This window comes from Mycobacterium sp. IDUB_1 (genome assembly GCF_055419625.1).
On sequence record NZ_JBVAYA010000004.1, the window covers coordinates 317,435 to 333,647 of the forward strand.

The following is a 16,213-nucleotide window of genomic DNA, read 5'->3' on the forward strand; positions in this document are numbered from 1 at the left end:
CTCACCGGATCACCCACGCTGACATGGCGACCAGCACCGCGACCGAGGCGGGCAGCAGCGCGAGCACCCACTGCCGAGACGACGCGGCGGCGGGACAGCCTGCGCCGAGAGCCAGCGGCGGTACCCGCCCGTCGAAGCCACGCGACAGCATGGCCAGATACACCCGCTCACCACGCTCATAGGACCGCAGGAACAACGCTCCGACGCCGGCAGCGGTCGCGCCGATCTGGTGCAGCATGCGCGGCGAGTCCCCCCGCGACACCCGGGCCAGCCGCATCCGCCGGATCTCGGCGGCGAGCACGTCGATGTAGCGAATCATCAGCGTCAGCATCGAGACGATCACCGCGGGCACCCGCAGCCGGCTCAACGCGACCGGCAACTCGCGCGCCGTCGTGGTGGCGGCCACGGTCAACGAGGCGGCCACCCCCAGCGTGCCTTTGATCACGATGCCCCACGCCGCGTACAGACCCGGCACCGACAGAGACAGTCCGCCAATGGTGACCTGCTCACCGCCCTCGGCGAACGGAAGCAACACTGCCAGCACGACGAACGGCGCCTCGATGAGCATCCGCGGCAACACCCACCGCAGCGGGATCCTGGCGACCGACCAGACCACGAGCACGATCAGCGCGTAGATACCGAAGGGCCAGAACATCTCTCGCGGGGTGGCGACGACCGCGAGCACGAACGCCATCAGCGCGACGATCTTCACTTCGGCGGGAAGCCGATGCAGCGGCGAGTCACCGTCGCGATACAGCGGATGCGCGTGGCCGGCCCCCATGGTGTCAGTCTCGCTGTCAGTCTTCGGAGGCGGGCGCTGAGACCCGGCGCGAGCGCGCGATCATCCAGAAGGCGCCGGAGGCGACGAGCACCGTCACGGCCACACCGGCCACGCCGGCCAGCCCGCCCGTCCCGTCGCGTCCGCCGATGGAATAGTCCGCCAGCGGGGAGTGCGCGAGCCCGTGCTCGCCGGCGTGCTGGGCGATGCAGTCACCCTGCAGCTGTTCACCATCGGGGGTCTGGACGAGTTGGCAGCCCTGCATGGTGACCGAGTCGAGCCCGTCGGGGCTCGAGCTCGCCAGGTAGGAGAGCCCGCCGGCGATCAGCAGTGTCGCCACAGCGAAGGCGGCCCAGAAGCGCCAGCGGCGCGCGCCGCTCATGCCGCCACCGCGGCAGGTGTGCGGGTGGAGCGCAGGAGGTAGACCAGGTCCGGCCGGGCGCGCACCACGGCGACCACCGTCAGGGCGGTGATGATGCCCTCCCCGATGCCGATCAGGACGTGGGTGCCGAACATGTAGCTCGCCACCGTGGTCAGTGAGGACGATCCCGCGCCGCCCAGTGCGTACTCCAGCACGAAGCCCATCGCGGCGCACACGGTGCCCACGACCGCCGAGACGAACGCGACTCCACCCACGACCGGCACCGACACCTCGCCGCGCATCCGCCGCACGAGGCGGTAGGTCAGCACGGCGGTGCCGTAGCCCGCGGCAACCCCGATCAGCGCCATGTTGGTGATGTTCGTGCCCAATGCCGTGACGCCACCGTCGGCGAACAGCAGACTCTGCACGACGAGCACGATCGCCACACACAGCGCGCCGGTGAACGGTCCCACCAGGATGGCCGCCAGCGCGCCACCGAGCAGGTGTCCGCTCACGCCGGGCAGGATCGGGAAGTTGACCATCTGGACGGCGAAGATGAACGCGGCGACCAGGCCGGCCAGCGGCACGGTGCGCTCGTCGAGCTCCTCCCGGGCCCGCCACGCGCAGATGCCGAGGGCCACCAGGGCGAGGACCCCGAACAGTACGGAGACCGGGGCGTTGACGATGCCGTCGCTCATGTGCATCGCCTCGTAGTGGACAGTCACATCGGCGAGCGTATGACCCATCTGATCATCTGTCTAGCTGATCAGATGAGCAGGCTTTCGGGCTCGTCGACCTACCCGTCCGGGTAGGTGTTTCAGCCTCGGATCCGTTCGCCGGCGGGGTCGTAGAGCGGTCGCAACGACACCGAGATCGGATACCGGCGGGCCCCGACGCTGATCTCGTAGTCCCCGGAGCGCACCCAGTCGGCGTCGATCACGGAGCCGCCCCCGGCGCGCAGGTACGCCAGCCCCACGCAGGCGCCGGTCGTCTCACCCCACGCCGCCGAGGTGGCCTGCCCGGCGACCACACCGTTGCGCAGGATCAGCTCACCACCCCACAGCATCGGTTCGGCCGAGTCGACGCGGAATCCGGCGAGTTTGCGCGCCGGCCCCCGTCGGCGCGCGTTCTCCACTGCCGCACGGCCCAGGAAGTTGATGTCGGTGCCGAGCTTGCAGGCGAACAGCAGGCCGGCCTCCACGGGGTTCTCGCTGGGCGAGAGCTCCCGGCCGAAGGCCCGGTACCCCTTCTCCAGGCGGAGTGACTCGAGGGCGTAGTAGCCACCGCGCGCGACCCCGGGGTCGGCGCGCATCAGGTCCTCATAGACACCGACGGCGAACTCGGCAGGCACGTACAGCTCCCAGCCGAGCTCGCCGACGTAGGTGATGCGGGTCGCGCGCACGGTCGCATACCCCAGCGACAGCAGGCGGCTCGTCCCGAATCCGAAGGCGGCGTCGGACAGGTCGGCGTCGGTGAGCTGTGCCAACAGCTCGCGTGAGCGCGGACCCATGACGCCGAACACCGCGTAGGCCGAGGTGACGTCGACGATGTGAGCGTCCATCCGCGCGTCCGGCAGATTCCTGCGCACGTGGTCTTTGTCCCGCTCGGTGCTCGCGGCGCCGCTGACGACGAGGAATTCCTCGGCGCCGGTGCGGGTGACCGTGACGTCGGCCTCGTAGGTGCCGCGCGCGTTGAGCATGCCGGTGTAGACCGACCTGCCGACCGGCACTCCCACATCGGCGGTACACAGCCACTGCAGGGCGGCTTCTGCGTCTCGGCCGACGACGAGGTACTTGGAGAACGACGTCTGGTCGAACACCGTCACCGCGCTTCGGGTGCTGCGCTGTTCGGCCGCCGACCAGGCCAGCCAGTTCGGCTTGCCCCAGGTGTACTCGATCTCCGGGGCCTGCCCCTCCGGGGCGAAGAAGTTGGCGCGCTCCCACCCCATCTTGCTGCCGAAGTTCGCGCCCGCCGCGTCGAGCAGATGATGCACCGGGGACCGCCGGAAGGGTCGGGCTGTCGTCATTTCCCTATTGGGCCAGGGGATTTCGTAGTGAATGCCCAGCACCTCGGCGACCCTGTCGTGCAACCATCGGTTGTTGCCGTTGAACGGGGCGAACCGGCGGATGTCCACGCCGGTGAGATCGGTGGTCGGGGCGCCCTCGACGATCCATTCCGCGAGTGCACGCCCGGCGCCGCCCGCCGTCGCGATGCCGACGGAGTTGAAGCCGGCGCCGACGAAGAAGTTTCGACACTGCGGCGCTTCGCCGAGGATGAACTGATTGTCCGGGGTGAAGCTCTCCGGCCCGTTGTAGAACTTCTTGATGCCGGTGGTCTCGAGCGCCGGGATGCGCAGCAGCGCGCTGTTCATCAGGATCTCGAAGTGCTCCCAATCCTCGTCCAGCAGCTGGAATTCGAATGGATACGGGATCGCATCGGGGGACACCCACGGTTTTGCCTCGGGCTCGAACCCACCGATGACCAGTCCACCGACCTCTTCCTTGAAATAGGTGTAGCCGTCCGGGTCGCGCAGGATCGGCAGGTCCGGATGCACCCCGGCGATCGGTTCTGACACGACATAGAAATGCTCGGCCGAATGCAGCGGCACGTTGGCGCCCACCATCGCGGCGACCTGTTTGGCCCACTGGCCGGCGCAGTTGATGACGATCTCGGCCTCGACGTCGCCGGCGTCGGTGCGCACCCCCGTCACCGCGCCGTCTGCGGTCGTCACACCGATCACCCGGGTCTTCTCGACGATCCGGGCGCCGCGCATCCGCGCCCCCTTGGCTAGCGCGAACGTCAGGTCGGTCGGGTTAGCCTTCCCGTCGGCGGGCAGCCAGATCGCACCGACCAGATCGTCGGTACGCATGACCGGGTAGTACTCCGCGGCTTCTGCGGGAGTGAGGAGCCGGCAGTCGAGGTCGAAGGCCGCGGCGTTGGCGGCGGTACGGCGCAGCTGCTCCATCCGGTCCTCGGTGCGCGCGACCGTGACGCCACCGCATTGCTTGTAGCCCGCCGACAGACCCGTCTCGGCCTCGAGCTCGCCGTAGAGCGCCGTCGAGTACTGCACGAGCCGCGTCATCCCCTCCGAGGCGCGCAGCTGACCCACCAAACCTGCTGCGTGCCAGGTAGTTCCACTGGAGAGCTGACCCTGTTCGATCAGCACGACGTCAGTCATGCCCAGCTTCGTCAGGTGGTAGGCCACGCTCGTACCGATCACTCCCCCACCGATGATCACGGCGTGGGCGCGCGCGGGCAAGGACTTCGCGGAGGTCATGTCATCCTCGTCGGTCGTCGGCTGCTACCTGGTCGAGCAGCTCGTGGTAGCCGGGATTACGGAACTCGGCGACGGCCGCCTCATAGCGCTCCATCGCCCACTCCCAGAAGTCGAATTCGAGTGAACTGGAACCATTTTGGATGCACCCCCACAGCGTCCAGCCGTACTTGGCCACGATCCCCTGCAGGTGGGCCCGCGCCGTCTTCTCGGGTCGCGGACACCCGTAGTACGCGGTGACGAGCTCGTCGAGCTGGTCGAGGGACAGACCGCACTCGCTCCAGATGTTGCCCAATTCGAAGCACGGGTCGTTGTTGCCCGAGTACTCGTAGTCGATCAGGTGAATCCGGTCGCCGTCCTCGATGAAGTTGCCGGCCAGCAGATCGTTGTTGCACGGCACCAGCGTGGTGTCCGCGGTAAGCACCTTCCGTGCTGCGGCGAGTGCGCCGGCGTGGTCGTGGTAGTCGGCGGGGATGGCGAACCCGAGCCGATGGGTGGTCGCCAGATACGCCGGCTGGCGTTCGAACATGTCGAACCGGTTGACGAAGCGGGGCCCCTCGTGCAGTGTGCGCACCGCCCGCGCCGCCTTCACGATCACTCCGGGGCGTTGGAAGTCGTTGTTGGACAGCGTCTTACCCTCGACATAACCGAGGAGGAGCACACCGAGGTCCGGCCGGTAGTCCAGCACCGGCGCCCCCACCCCGGCGCGGTGCGCGGCCACGCTGTTGGCGTGCTCGCAGTCCCGGTCGATCTCGAGCAGGTTGCGCGTGGTGTCCACGCAGCGCGCGACGTAGATCCCGTCGGCGGTGGTGATCTTCACGTTGCGGTTGGTCAGGCCGCCGGAGAGGTCTTCGGTTGTCCGCTCCCGGCCCGCGAGCACCGGAAGCTGCTCGAGCAGCCCGTCCAGGTGATCGTCGGACAAGGGTGACGACATCGCTTCACTGTACGGGGTCGCCCTTCAAAGGTCTAGACTTAAACCGTCTCAGGTGGTGTCGGCGCGCGACCGGACGCGGATGGTGGTGCGGTCCGAGCGGTGGTAGTCACGCGAATACTCGACCGCAACACCGTTGTCGGAGAACGACGTTCGCACGATGAGCAGCAGCGGGCTGGTCGGCTCGACCCCGAGGATCGCGGCCTGCTCCGGAGTAGCCGACGTCGCCTCGATCCGCTCGTCGGCCGACGACGGACCATGGCCGTACCGGCGCATCAGCGCATACAGCGAGCCGTCCAGGTCGTCCGCAGGCAGGTCCGGAAACACCCCGGCAGGCAGATACGCCTCCTCGTAGACGATCGGTTCGCCGTTGGCCGTTCGGGCCCGCAGGATCTGGTGCACCTGATCGGTTCGGCGCAGTCCCAGTGCCCGGCTCACGTCGGGCTGCGGAGGGCCTGTGCGCACGCCGAGCACCTGCGCGCCGGGTTCGACCTCGATGCGGCGCATCTGCTCGGTGAAACCGGGCAGGCTCGCGTGGTCGAACTCGATACGGGGCGACGTCACGAAGTTGCCGCCGAATCGGCCGCGCCGGCGGTCGATCAGACCCTTGCTCTCCACGGCACCCAGCGCCTGACGCAACGTCATCCGGCTACATCCCAGCGCGGTGGCGATCTCCACCTCCGGCGGCAGCTTGTCCCCCGGCACCAGCCGCCCGGACGCGATGAGCCCTTGAAGCCAGGCCGCGATGCGGGCGTGCACCGGCCCGTCGCTCTTGCCACCGAGCACCGGCCCCGGCGCCAGCGGCGGCTCGTCGATGCTCAGGACCCGTGTCACCCGTGTCTGGCCCCGATCCAGTGCAGCAGATCGTGGACGGTCTCGTCGTCGAGTCGGTACCGCACCGACCTCCCGACCCGCTCGTTGCTCACCCACCCCTGCTGACGGAGCACCCGAAGCGCCTGGGACACCGCGTTCTCCGAACGTCCGAGGGCTGCGGCAAGATCGCTGACGACGATTCCCGGCGAGCGATGCAGGCACAGCAGGATCTCGAGGCGGTGCGGGTCGGACACCAGGTCGAAGCGCTGCGCCCAGCCCGCGGTGTCGACCTCGGCCAGCGCCGACGACGCACGTTCGACGAGTTCGGCATCCTCCACACGTGCAATCTAGCCTCCGAGCCACCCCGGTGGCCCACATCCGCGCCGTCAGCGCTTCGTCGCGGTGACGAGCAGGTACTCCGCGTCGTAGGCGGTGCTGTCCTCGTCCTCGCTGCGATTCCACGCGGTCAGGAACTCCAGGAAGTCACGGTCGAGGGCCTCGACGCGCTCGGGATGCTCGCGGGTGTTGCGGTACGCAGCGATGGTCGGCCCGTAGTTTCGCTTCCAGTACTCCCTGAACTCCAGTGGTGTGGCGCAGTGGTCCATGCGCACGCTGCGCCGCCGCATCGACAGGTCGCTGACGCGGTCACCGAACAACGCGCGGACGTGCTCTTCGCTGCCCCACAGCGGGGGCGGGTCGGCTCCGGGCGGGGGTGGCGGCGCGTACGGCTTCATCGTCGCGAACAGGTGACCGATGAACCCTTCGGGCGTCCAGCTGATCAGACCGATCCTGCCGCCGGGGCGGGCCACGCGGACCAGTTCGTCGGCGGTCGCCTGGTGGTGGGGTGCGAACATCGCACCGACACAGGACATCACGATGTCGAAGCTGTCGTCGGCGAACGGCAGCGACTCGGCGTCGGCTTCCACCCACTCGAGCGTCACTCCGCGCTCGTCGGCGATGCGCCGCCCCTGATCGAAGAGCTCGGGGGTGAGGTCGCTCGCGGTGACGACCGCACCTGTCGCCGCGGCGGGGATCGCGGCGTTGCCGGAGCCGGCCGCGACGTCGAGGACCCGGTCACCGGCGGCGACGCCGCAGGCCGCGACGAGCTCCGGGCCGAGGCTCGGGATGATTTCTGCGGCGACCGCGGGATAGTCGCCGGAGGCCCACAGCGCGCGGTGTCTGGCTTTGAGCTCTCGGTCCTGCGCTGCCCTGTCATGGGTGGTGTCGGCCATCGCGTGTTACCTCCGTGCAGCGATGGTCCCACTTTCCGCCCTGGCCGACGGCGGTTCGAAGCTCCTGGAATCAGTCCAGGAAGCCGTGCAGCAGGGCCGCCGAACCCCAGACGTGCGCGGCCATCGTCTGGGCGGCGGTGCCGACGTCGCCGGCCAGGATCGCCGCGACGATCGCCTCGTGCTGCTCATCGGAGTGCGCGATGTTGCGCGCCAACAGCGGGATGCAGTCGAGCAGTTCGTTGAGCCGCATCCGGTTCTGCGCCACCAGCGGCACCAGTGACGGCACCCCTGCCGCCTCGGCGATCGCGAGATGCAGGCGGGAGTCCAGCCGTCGGTAATCGGCTGGATCGGCACCGCGCACGTCGATCAGCCTGCCGCGCAACGCTTCCCGCTCACTCACACCAAGGGTGCGCTCGGCGGCCATGCGCGCCGCCCCCACCTCGAGGATCTCGCGCAGCCGTAGCGCGTCGTCGATGTCGGCGCGGCGCAATTCGACGTCGTCGGTGCGCGGTGTCGGCAGCTCCTCGGCCAGGAAGGTGCCGCCGTAGCGGCCGCGGCGCGAGACCAGATACCCGGCGTCCGAGAGGGATTTGATCGCCTCCCGCACGGTGTCGCGGCTGACACCGAGCCGGGCGGCGAGCTCCCGCTCCGGCGGCAGTGACTGACCCGGTGCCAGCACTCCCAACCGGATCGTCTGCAGGAGTCGCTCGACCGTGTTCTCGAATGCGTTCAGCGGCCGCACCGGACGCAGCAGGGCTGCGCTCGGGTCGGAGTCGTCCGCATCGGCCGTCATCGGGTGGCTACCGAGGCATCACAGCGGGGTGACGTAGTGGCCGCTGATCCCGCCGTCGACGAGGAACGACGACGCGGTGATGAACGAGGCGTCGTCGCTGGCGAGGAACGCGACCGCAGCGGCCAGTTCCTCGGGCTCGGCGAAGCGGCCGACGGGCACGTGCACCAGACGGCGCGCCGCCCGCTCGGGGTCCTTGGCGAAGAGTTCCTGCAGCAGCGGGGTGTTGACGGGGCCGGGGCACAGCGCATTGACCCGAATGCCCTGGCGGGCGTACTGCACACCGAGCTCGCGCGACATCGCCAGCACGCCGCCTTTCGACGCGGTGTAGGAGATCTGCGACGTCGCCGAGCCCATCACCGCGACGAACGACGCCGTGTTGATGATCGAGCCCTTCTGCGCCGGAACCATGTGTCGCAGAGCGGCTTTGCAGCAGAAGAACACCGACTTGAGGTTGATGTCCTGCACGCGCTGCCAGGCGTCGATGCCCGTGTTCTCGATGAGGTCGTCCTCGGGCGGGCTGATGCCGGCGTTGTTGAACGCGATGTCCACCCCGCCGTGGACCTCGACGGCCGTGTCGAAGAGCTTGTCCACCGCGACCTGATCGGACACGTCGACCTGCACGAAGGTCACGTTCATGTCGTTGGCGACGCTCTGCCCGGTGGCCTCGTCGAGGTCGCCGATGACGACGATGGCACCCTCGGCCTGCATGCGCTTGGCCGTCGCCAGACCGATGCCGCTGGCGCCGCCGGTGATCACGGCGACCTTGCCGGCCAGCCGCTGGGTCAGATCCATCAGTGCTCAACCTCCTGAAGTGTGTCAACAGCTATGAAGACGTTCTTGGTCTCGGTGAACGACAGTGGGGCGTCCGGGCCGAGCTCACGACCCAGCCCGGATTGTTTGAAGCCGCCGAACGGGGTGCTGTAGCGCACCGACGAATGCGAGTTGACCGACAGGTTGCCCGATTCCACGGCGCGGGACACCCGCAGCGCACGCGACAGGTTGTCGGTCCAGATCGACCCGGACAGCCCGTAGGGGGTGTCGTTGGCGAGCGCGATCGCATCGGCCTCGTCCTCGAACGGCAGCACCGTCACGACCGGACCGAAGATCTCCTCGGTGACCGTGCGGTCGTCGCGCGCAGGTGTGAGAACCGTGGGCGGGAACCAGTATCCCGGACCCGATGGCGCGTCCCCGCGGAAGGCCACCGGGGCGTCGTCGGGAACGTAGCCGGCCACCGATTCCCAATGCGGCTTGGACACCAGCGGGCCCATCTCGGTGCCTTCGGCGCGCGGATCCCCCACCACCACACCCTTGACGGCCGGCTCGAACAGTTCCATGAAGCGATCGAAGACGCTGCGCTGCACCAGGATTCGGCTGCGGGAGCAGCAGTCCTGGCCGGAGTTGTCGAACACACCGTAGGGCGCCGTCGCCGCGGCTTTCTCGAGATCGCAGTCGTCGAAGACGATGTTGGCGCTCTTGCCTCCGAGTTCCAGCGTGACGCGCTTGACCTGCTGCGCCGCGCCGGCCATCACCCGCATGCCGACTTCGGTCGAGCCGGTGAACACGATCTTGCGGACATCGGGATGGGTGACGAAGCGTTCGCCCACCACGGAGCCGCGGCCGGGCAACACCTGGAACAGGTCAGCCGGCAACCCCGCCTCGAGGGCGAGTTCGCCGAGCCGCATCGTGGTCAGCGGCGTCCACTCGGCGGGCTTGACCAGCACGGCGTTGCCAGCGGCCAGCGCTGGGGCGAACCCCCACGACGCGATCGTCATCGGGAAGTTCCACGGCGTGATCACACCGACCACGCCGAGCGGTTCGTTGAACGTGACGTCGAGCCCGCCGGCGACCGGGATCTGCTTGCCGGACAACCGCTCCGGGCTGGCCGAGTAGTACTGCAGCACGTCGCGGACGTGGCCGGCCTCCCAGCGGGCGTTGCCGACGGGGTGGCCGGAGTTGGCGACCTCCAGCTGCGCCAACTCCTCGACATGGGCGTCGACGACGGCGGCAAAGGCACGCAACGCGCCCGCCCGCTCCGCCGGCGCCAGCCTGGCCCACGCCTTCTGCGCCACGGCGGCCCGCGCGACCGCGTCGTCGACGCCGGCCTCGTCGGTGTGGGTGACGGTGCGCAGCACCTCCTCGGTGGCCGGGTTGATCACGTCACTGGTCTTGCTCATGCGCTCACTTTCCTCGCTGCGTTCTGCGCCGCGGCGCCGACCAGGCCCGCGAACAGACGCAGGTCGTCGAGCCGCTCTTCGGGATGCCACTGCACCGCGATCACCCATTGGCCGGGGTGGCGGCGCGGATCCACCTCGATTGCTTCGATCACGCCGTCGCTGTCCGACGCGCTGACGATCAGACCGTCGCCCAGTCGATCGATGGCCTGGTGGTGGTAGCACTGCGCGTCGGTGCCCGAGCCGACCAGCGCGGCCACCCGCGTACCGGGGACGGTGGTGATCGTCGACGTCGAGAACATCGCGTTGCCCTGCTGGTGGCGGGGATGGCCGAGCACGTCGGGCAGGTGCTGGTGCAGCGACCCGCCGAGCGCGACGTTGAGGACTTGGGCGCCGCGGCAGATACCCAGCACGGGCAGGCCGCGGCGCAGGGCGGCGTGCAGCAGCGCCAGCTCGAACGCGTCGCGGGTGCGGCTGTCCGCGGTCGGTTCGTCGGTGGCCGGATGCCGGGTGCTGCCGTAGGCCGCGGGGTCGACATCTCGCCCGCCGGTGACGATCAACCCGTCCAGCCCGTCGAGGATGCGATCGGCGATGGCGCCGTCGACCGGCTGCGGCGGGAGCAGCGTCGCGATGCCGCCGGCCAGCCCGACGCCCTCGAAGTAGATCGCGGGCAAGAAGCTGGCCCGCACATCCCACACCCCGGTCTGGGCCTGCTGCAGATAGGTCGTCAGCCCGATGACTGGCCGTACAGGATCAGAGGCGTTCAAAACCGCGCACCCTTTCCCAATCTGTCACCGCGGCGTTGAAGGCCTTGAGCTCCACGCGCGCGTAGTTCAGGTAGTGGTCGACCACGTCGTCGCCGAACGCCTCACGGGCGATCGTCGAGTTGTCGAACAACTCCACGGCCTCGGCCAGCGTCGTGGGCAGCCGCTCGGCGTCGCTCTTGTAGGCATTGCCCTCCAACGCATCCGGCAGCTCGAGCTCGTTCTCGATGCCGTACAGACCGCCGGCGATCAATGCCGAGACCGCGAGGTACTGGTTGACGTCGCCGCCGGGCGCACGGTTCTCCATCCGCATGCCTGCTCCGTGGCCGACCACGCGCAGCGCGCAGGTGCGGTTGTCGAAACCCCACGCGATCGCCGTCGGCGCGAAGCTTCCTTCGGCAAAACGCTTGTAGGAGTTGATGTTCGGCGCATAGCACAGGCTGAATTCCCGCATGGTGGCCAGTTGACCTGCGATGAAGCTGCGGAACAACGGTGTCATCCCGTCCGCGGCGTCGGCGTCGGCGAACACCGCACTGCCATCCTCACCGCGCAGCGAAATATGGATGTGGCAGCTGTTGCCCTCGCGCTCATCGAATTTCGCCATGAACGTCAGGCTCTTGCCGTGCTGGTCGGCGATCTCCTTGGCGCCGTTGCGGTAGATGGTGTGGTTGTCACAGGTGGTGCGCGCATGGTCGTACCGGAACCCGACCTCCTGCTGGCCCAGGTTGCACTCCCCCTTGACGCCCTCGCAGTACATACCCGCGCCGTCCATGCCGAGCCGGATGTCACGCAGCAGGGGCTCCATGCGCGTCGACGCGAGCATCGCGTAGTCGATGTTGTAATCGGTTGCCGGGGTGAGGTTCTTGTATCCGGCGGCCCAGGCGTCGCGGTAGGTGTCGTCGAACACGATGAATTCGAGTTCGGTGGCGGCATAAGGCACCAGACCGCGCTCGGCGAGGCGGTCGATCTGGCGGTTGAGGATGCTGCGCGGCGCCTGGGTCACCGGTCGACCGTCCGTCCATGACAGATCGGCCATCACCAGCGCGGTGCCTGGCTGCCACGGGATACGGCGCAGCGTGGCGAAATCCGGCGTCATCACCATGTCGCCGTAACCGGTCTCCCAGCTCGAGATCGCGTACCCGTCGACGGTGTTGTTGTCCACGTCGACAGCCAGCAGGTAGTTGCAACATTCGGCGCCGTGCTCGGCGACGTCGTCGGCGAACAGCCGCGCCGAGATCCGCTTACCGGTCAACCGGCCCTGCATGTCGCAGAACGCGACGATCACCGTGTCGATGTCCCCGGAGTCGACCAACCCGTCCAGCTCGGATCGCGACAACATGCCTCGTGTCCCCATCGGTGTCCTCATCCTCGTCACCCTGCATCGGCCCGTGTGCCCGCCGCGCGCTTTCGCGCCCGAACACACTCGCACAAATCTGCCTCCAAAGGTAGGACACCAGACCAATAGCGGTTTATTGTCATGCTCGGCGCCTGCGCCGCCGCCGACGCGCACCTGTCCCCCCACACAGGAGGTCCCCCGTGCCCGAAGGTCACGAACTGCTCGACGACGACGAAAAGCACCTCGCCTCGCTGGGATACACCCAGGAACTGCACCGATCGTGGTCGGGGTTCTCCAACTTCGCGATCTCGTTCTCGATCATCTCGATCCTGGCGGGCTGCTTCACCTCGTTCGGCCTGGGCTGGAACAACGGCGGCCCGGCGGCCATCGCCTGGGGCTGGCCCATCATCGCGGTCTTCATCCTGATCATCGGGCTGTGCATGTCCGAGCTGGTCTCGGCGTTTCCCACCTCGGGTGGGATCTACTGGTGGGCAGCCAAACTCGGCGGCCCCAAGGCCGGCTATTACACCGGTTGGCTCAACCTCGTCGGGCTCATCGCCATCCTGGCTTCCGTCGCCTACGGCAGCGCGACCTTCCTGGACCTGACGTTGGGCACCTTCAGCGAGAGCTGGCTCGCCGGCTACAGCCTCACCCGGACCTTCGTGATCTTCATCGTGATCCTCGTCGTCGTCGCGCTGATCAACATCTTCTCGTCGCATCTGCTGGCCGTCATCAACAACATCTCGGTGTGGTGGCACGTCATCGGCGCCCTCGCCGTCGTCGCCATCCTGTGGCTGATCCCCGAGCAGCACGCCAGCTTCTCCACCGTGTTCACCACCACCGTCAACAACACAGGCTGGTTCGGCGGCTCGACCTCCGGCTTCGGCTTCCTTCTCTTCGTGCTGCCGATGTCGGCGATCCTGACGCAATACACGATCACCGGGTACGACGCGTCCGCGCACCTGTCCGAGGAGACCAAGAGCGCGGCCGACGGAGCGGCCAAGGGCATCTGGCGATCGATCTTCTACTCCGCGATCGGCGGCTGGATCCTGCTGCTGACGTTCCTGTTCGCCGTCCAGGACGTCGACGGCGTGACCGCCGGCGGCGGCGCCGTGGCCACGATCTTCACCCAGGCCATGGACTCCAAGTGGGTGGCGATCGTGCTGCTGATCTCGACGGCCGGGCAGCTGTTCTGCACCACCGCCTGCCAGACCAGCGCGTCCCGCATGCTCTTCGCCTTCAGCCGCGACCGGGCCGTGCCGGGACACCAGTTGTGGTCCAAGGTCAACGGCAATCGGGTGCCCGCCAACGCGGTGATGCTGACGGCGGCCATCGCGGCGATCATCACCCTGCCTGCACTGGTCGAGGTCGACATCAACGGCGCCCCGGTTCCCGTCGCGTTCTTCGCCGTCGTCTCGATCGGCGTCGTCGGCCTGTACCTGTGCTTCGCCGTGCCGATCTACTACCGCTGGAAGGCCGGCGATTCGTTCCCGCTGGGCAAGTGGAACCTGCGCGGACACCACCGGTGGATGGCTCCGGTGGCGATCCTCGAGATCGTCATCACCTCGATCATCGCGATGTTCCCCACCTCGATCAGCGGTGCGCCGTGGGACCCGAGTTTCGAGTGGAAGTTCGTCAACTACACCCCGCTGCTCGTCGGCACCGTGCTCATCCTGCTCTACATCTACTGGCACGCCTCGGTGAAAAAGTGGTTCACCGGGCCCATCAAGCAGGTCGACGAGTCCGGCGGAGAGCTGGAGAACGTCGGCTGACCCTGTGACGCGGATCTCGATCTTGATGCCGAATCGGCGTTTGGCGGGCTGACGGGCGGGTAAACCGTTCCATCGCCGCGCGGTGCTGCGCGGAGTCAACGTCTGATCGAGGAACGCCGACACTACAGTAGGGTCGAACACGTGTGTGGAGCCACCGGCGAGGTACGCCTCGACGGAACCAACCCAGATGTCCGCGCCGTCACCGCGATGGCCGAAGTCATGGTCCCCCGCGGCCCCGACGCCGCCGGCGTCTGGTCGCAGGGCCGTGTCGCTCTCGGCCACCGGCGGCTGAAGATCATCGATCTCACCGAAGCCGGTGCGCAGCCGATGGTCGACGCCGAGCTCGGATTGTCGATCGCCTGGAACGGCTGCATCTACAACTACGAGAGCCTTCGGGACGAACTGTCCGGCCACGGGTACCGGTTCTTCTCCCACAGCGACACCGAGGTGCTGATCAAGGCCTACCACCACTGGGGTGACCGGTTCGTCGACCGCCTCAAGGGCATGTTCGCGTTCGCGATCGTCGAACGCGACAGCGGACGGGTGCTGCTGGGCCGCGACCGGCTGGGGATCAAACCCCTCTACCTGTCGGAGACGGACCGCCGGATCCGGTTCGCCTCCTCACTGCCTGCCCTTCTGGCCGGCGGTGACATCGACACCCGCATCGACCCGATCGCGCTGAACCACTACATGACGTTCCACTCGGTGGTGCCCTCGCCCCGCACCATCCTGCGCGGGGTGACCAAGCTCCCGCCGGCCTCGCTGATGGCCATCGAACCCGATGGCACCCGCACGGTCACGACGTACTGGGAGCCGGACTTCACCCGCCACGCCGATCGCGCCGACTGGTCCGAAAAGGACTGGGAGGACGCCGTACTCGAGTCCCTGCGGGTCGCGGTCAAACGTCGGCTGGTCGCCGACGTTCCCGTCGGGTGCCTGCTGTCCGGCGGCGTCGACTCCAGCCTGATCGTCGGATTGTTGGCCGAAGCCGGCCAGCACGGCCTCGCCACGTTCTCGATCGGCTTCGAGTCGGTCAACGGGGTGGCCGGCGACGAGTTCAAGTACAGCGACATCATCGCGAAGCGCTTCGGCACCGACCACCACCAGATCCGCATCGACACCGCGCGCATGCTGCCCGCTCTCGACGGCGCGATCGGAGCGATGAGCGAACCGATGGTCAGCCACGACTGCGTGGCGTTCTACCTGCTGAGCCAAGAGGTGGCCAAGCACGTCAAAGTCGTGCAGTCCGGGCAGGGCGCCGACGAGGTGTTCGCCGGCTATCACTGGTATCCCCCGATGGGAGAGCCCTCGGCCGCGTCCCTGGAGGGCTCCGTCGCCAGCTACCGCGGCGCGTTCTTCGACCGGGACCGCACCGGTTACAGCGATCTGGTGTCGGCCGCCTACCTCGCTGAGGACGACCCGAGCGAACTGTTCGTCACGGAGCACTTCGCCCGCGGCGGCGCCGAGACCGGGGTGGATCGGGCGCTGCGCCTGGACACCACCGTGATGCTGGTCGACGATCCGGTCAAGCGCGTGGACAACATGACGATGGCCTGGGGGTTGGAGGGTCGCGTCCCGTTCCTCGACCACGACCTCGTCGAGCTCGCCGCGACCTGCCCGCCGCAGCTCAAGACCGCCCACGAGGGCAAGGGCGTGCTCAAACAGGCTGCGCGGCAAGTCGTTCCGTCTGAAGTGATCGACCGCCCCAAGGGCTACTTCCCGGTGCCCGCACTGACCCACCTCGAAGGCCCCTACCTGAATCTGGTGCGTGATGCGCTCTACGCGCCGGCGGCCAAGGAGCGCGGCCTGTTCCGGCCCGAGGCGGTCGAGCGCCTGCTGGCCGACCCCAACGGCAAACTCACGCCGCTGCGCGGCAACGAGCTGTGGCAGATCGCGCTGCTCGAACTGTGGCTGCAGAAGCACGGCATCAGCGGGCCGGCGGCGTGACCAGCGTGGACAGGACCGATCCGGCGTCAGAGCGGTCCGAG

Annotated in this window: 15 protein-coding genes; 2 read left to right on the plus strand and 13 right to left on the minus strand. The window is 68.1% G+C overall.

All coding sequences use genetic code 11. The features are described from left to right. Position 1 precedes the first annotated feature (1 nt). From cbiQ to ACZYYX_RS22545, 13 genes are all read right to left on the minus strand, one after another. Positions 2-781 carry a cobalt ECF transporter T component CbiQ gene (cbiQ, locus tag ACZYYX_RS22485; protein WP_463816841.1) on the minus strand — a complete coding sequence of 260 codons (780 nt, stop codon included), beginning with the start codon at positions 779-781 and terminating at the stop codon, positions 2-4. Positions 782-797: 16 nt separating this feature from the next. After that, a complete protein-coding gene (locus ACZYYX_RS22490) occupies positions 798-1,160 on the minus strand; it encodes a PDGLE domain-containing protein (RefSeq protein ID WP_463816842.1) in 363 nt (120 codons plus the stop codon). Beyond that, complete coding sequence (locus ACZYYX_RS22495; RefSeq protein WP_463817182.1) at positions 1,157-1,843, minus strand: energy-coupling factor ABC transporter permease; 687 nt, start codon at positions 1,841-1,843, stop codon at positions 1,157-1,159. The genes ACZYYX_RS22490 and ACZYYX_RS22495 overlap by 4 nt, the downstream gene beginning before the upstream one ends. Positions 1,844-1,956: 113 nt before the next feature. Beyond that, positions 1,957-4,416 carry a GcvT family protein gene (locus tag ACZYYX_RS22500; protein ID WP_463816843.1) on the minus strand — a complete coding sequence of 820 codons (2,460 nt, stop codon included), beginning with the start codon at positions 4,414-4,416 and terminating at the stop codon, positions 1,957-1,959. Position 4,417: 1 nt separating this feature from the next. Continuing rightward, on the minus strand, positions 4,418-5,347 hold the full coding sequence (locus tag ACZYYX_RS22505) for a phosphotransferase (protein WP_463816844.1): 930 nt from the start codon (positions 5,345-5,347) through the stop codon (positions 4,418-4,420). A gap of 48 nt (positions 5,348-5,395) precedes the next feature. Further along, a complete protein-coding gene (locus ACZYYX_RS22510) occupies positions 5,396-6,178 on the minus strand; it encodes a GntR family transcriptional regulator (protein ID WP_463816845.1) in 783 nt (260 codons plus the stop codon). After that, entirely contained in the window at positions 6,175-6,495 is a 321-nt protein-coding gene (locus ACZYYX_RS22515; RefSeq protein WP_335333292.1) for an ArsR/SmtB family transcription factor, read from the minus strand. The genes ACZYYX_RS22510 and ACZYYX_RS22515 overlap by 4 nt, the downstream gene beginning before the upstream one ends. Positions 6,496-6,543: 48 nt before the next feature. Continuing rightward, positions 6,544-7,389, minus strand: coding sequence for a class I SAM-dependent methyltransferase (locus ACZYYX_RS22520; protein WP_463816846.1), 846 nt, complete (start codon positions 7,387-7,389; stop codon positions 6,544-6,546). A 70-nt stretch (positions 7,390-7,459) separates the two neighbouring features. After that, positions 7,460-8,182: a FadR/GntR family transcriptional regulator gene (locus tag ACZYYX_RS22525; protein ID WP_463816847.1), complete on the minus strand. Its 723-nt coding sequence runs from the start codon at positions 8,180-8,182 to the stop codon at positions 7,460-7,462. Positions 8,183-8,200: 18 nt separating this feature from the next. Next, positions 8,201-8,977, minus strand: a complete 777-nt coding sequence (locus ACZYYX_RS22530; RefSeq protein WP_463817184.1) for a 3-oxoacyl-ACP reductase — start codon at positions 8,975-8,977, stop codon at positions 8,201-8,203. Then, entirely contained in the window at positions 8,974-10,356 is a 1,383-nt protein-coding gene (locus ACZYYX_RS22535) for an aldehyde dehydrogenase family protein (RefSeq protein WP_463816848.1), read from the minus strand. The genes ACZYYX_RS22530 and ACZYYX_RS22535 overlap by 4 nt, the downstream gene beginning before the upstream one ends. Continuing rightward, the gene (locus ACZYYX_RS22540; protein ID WP_463816850.1) at positions 10,353-11,120 is read right to left on the minus strand and encodes a gamma-glutamyl-gamma-aminobutyrate hydrolase family protein; all 768 of its coding nucleotides are present in this window, start codon (positions 11,118-11,120) and stop codon (positions 10,353-10,355) included. Before ACZYYX_RS22540 ends, ACZYYX_RS22535 begins: the two co-directional genes overlap by 4 nt. Beyond that, on the minus strand, positions 11,107-12,471 hold the full coding sequence (locus tag ACZYYX_RS22545) for a glutamine synthetase family protein (protein ID WP_463817185.1): 1,365 nt from the start codon (positions 12,469-12,471) through the stop codon (positions 11,107-11,109). Before ACZYYX_RS22545 ends, ACZYYX_RS22540 begins: the two co-directional genes overlap by 14 nt. Before the next feature lie 182 nt (positions 12,472-12,653). On the opposite strand from ACZYYX_RS22545, the gene ACZYYX_RS22550 reads away from it, so the two are divergent. Both ACZYYX_RS22550 and ACZYYX_RS22555 read left to right on the plus strand, forming a co-directional pair. Further along, positions 12,654-14,225 (plus strand): amino acid permease, encoded by a 1,572-nt coding sequence (locus tag ACZYYX_RS22550; RefSeq protein ID WP_463816851.1) that lies wholly within the window; start codon positions 12,654-12,656, stop codon positions 14,223-14,225. 141 nt (positions 14,226-14,366) lie between these two features. Then, a complete protein-coding gene (locus ACZYYX_RS22555) occupies positions 14,367-16,172 on the plus strand; it encodes an N-acetylglutaminylglutamine amidotransferase (RefSeq protein WP_463816852.1) in 1,806 nt (601 codons plus the stop codon). Positions 16,173-16,213: the final 41 nt, after the last annotated feature.

What these genes read in the sequence shown, in the direction of transcription:
- cbiQ (WP_463816841.1), bottom strand. Translation starts at nt 781, where the DNA reads ATGGGGGCCGGCCACGCGCATCCGCTGTATCGCGACGGTGACTCGCCG.
- ACZYYX_RS22490 (WP_463816842.1), bottom strand. Translation starts at nt 1,160, where the DNA reads ATGAGCGGCGCGCGCCGCTGGCGCTTCTGGGCCGCCTTCGCTGTGGCG.
- ACZYYX_RS22495 (WP_463817182.1), bottom strand. Translation starts at nt 1,843, where the DNA reads ATGCACATGAGCGACGGCATCGTCAACGCCCCGGTCTCCGTACTGTTC.
- ACZYYX_RS22500 (WP_463816843.1), bottom strand. Translation starts at nt 4,416, where the DNA reads ATGACCTCCGCGAAGTCCTTGCCCGCGCGCGCCCACGCCGTGATCATC.
- ACZYYX_RS22505 (WP_463816844.1), bottom strand. Translation starts at nt 5,347, where the DNA reads ATGTCGTCACCCTTGTCCGACGATCACCTGGACGGGCTGCTCGAGCAG.
- ACZYYX_RS22520 (WP_463816846.1), bottom strand. Translation starts at nt 7,389, where the DNA reads ATGGCCGACACCACCCATGACAGGGCAGCGCAGGACCGAGAGCTCAAA.
- ACZYYX_RS22525 (WP_463816847.1), bottom strand. Translation starts at nt 8,182, where the DNA reads ATGACGGCCGATGCGGACGACTCCGACCCGAGCGCAGCCCTGCTGCGT.
- ACZYYX_RS22535 (WP_463816848.1), bottom strand. Translation starts at nt 10,356, where the DNA reads ATGAGCAAGACCAGTGACGTGATCAACCCGGCCACCGAGGAGGTGCTG.
- ACZYYX_RS22545 (WP_463817185.1), bottom strand. Translation starts at nt 12,471, where the DNA reads ATGGGGACACGAGGCATGTTGTCGCGATCCGAGCTGGACGGGTTGGTC.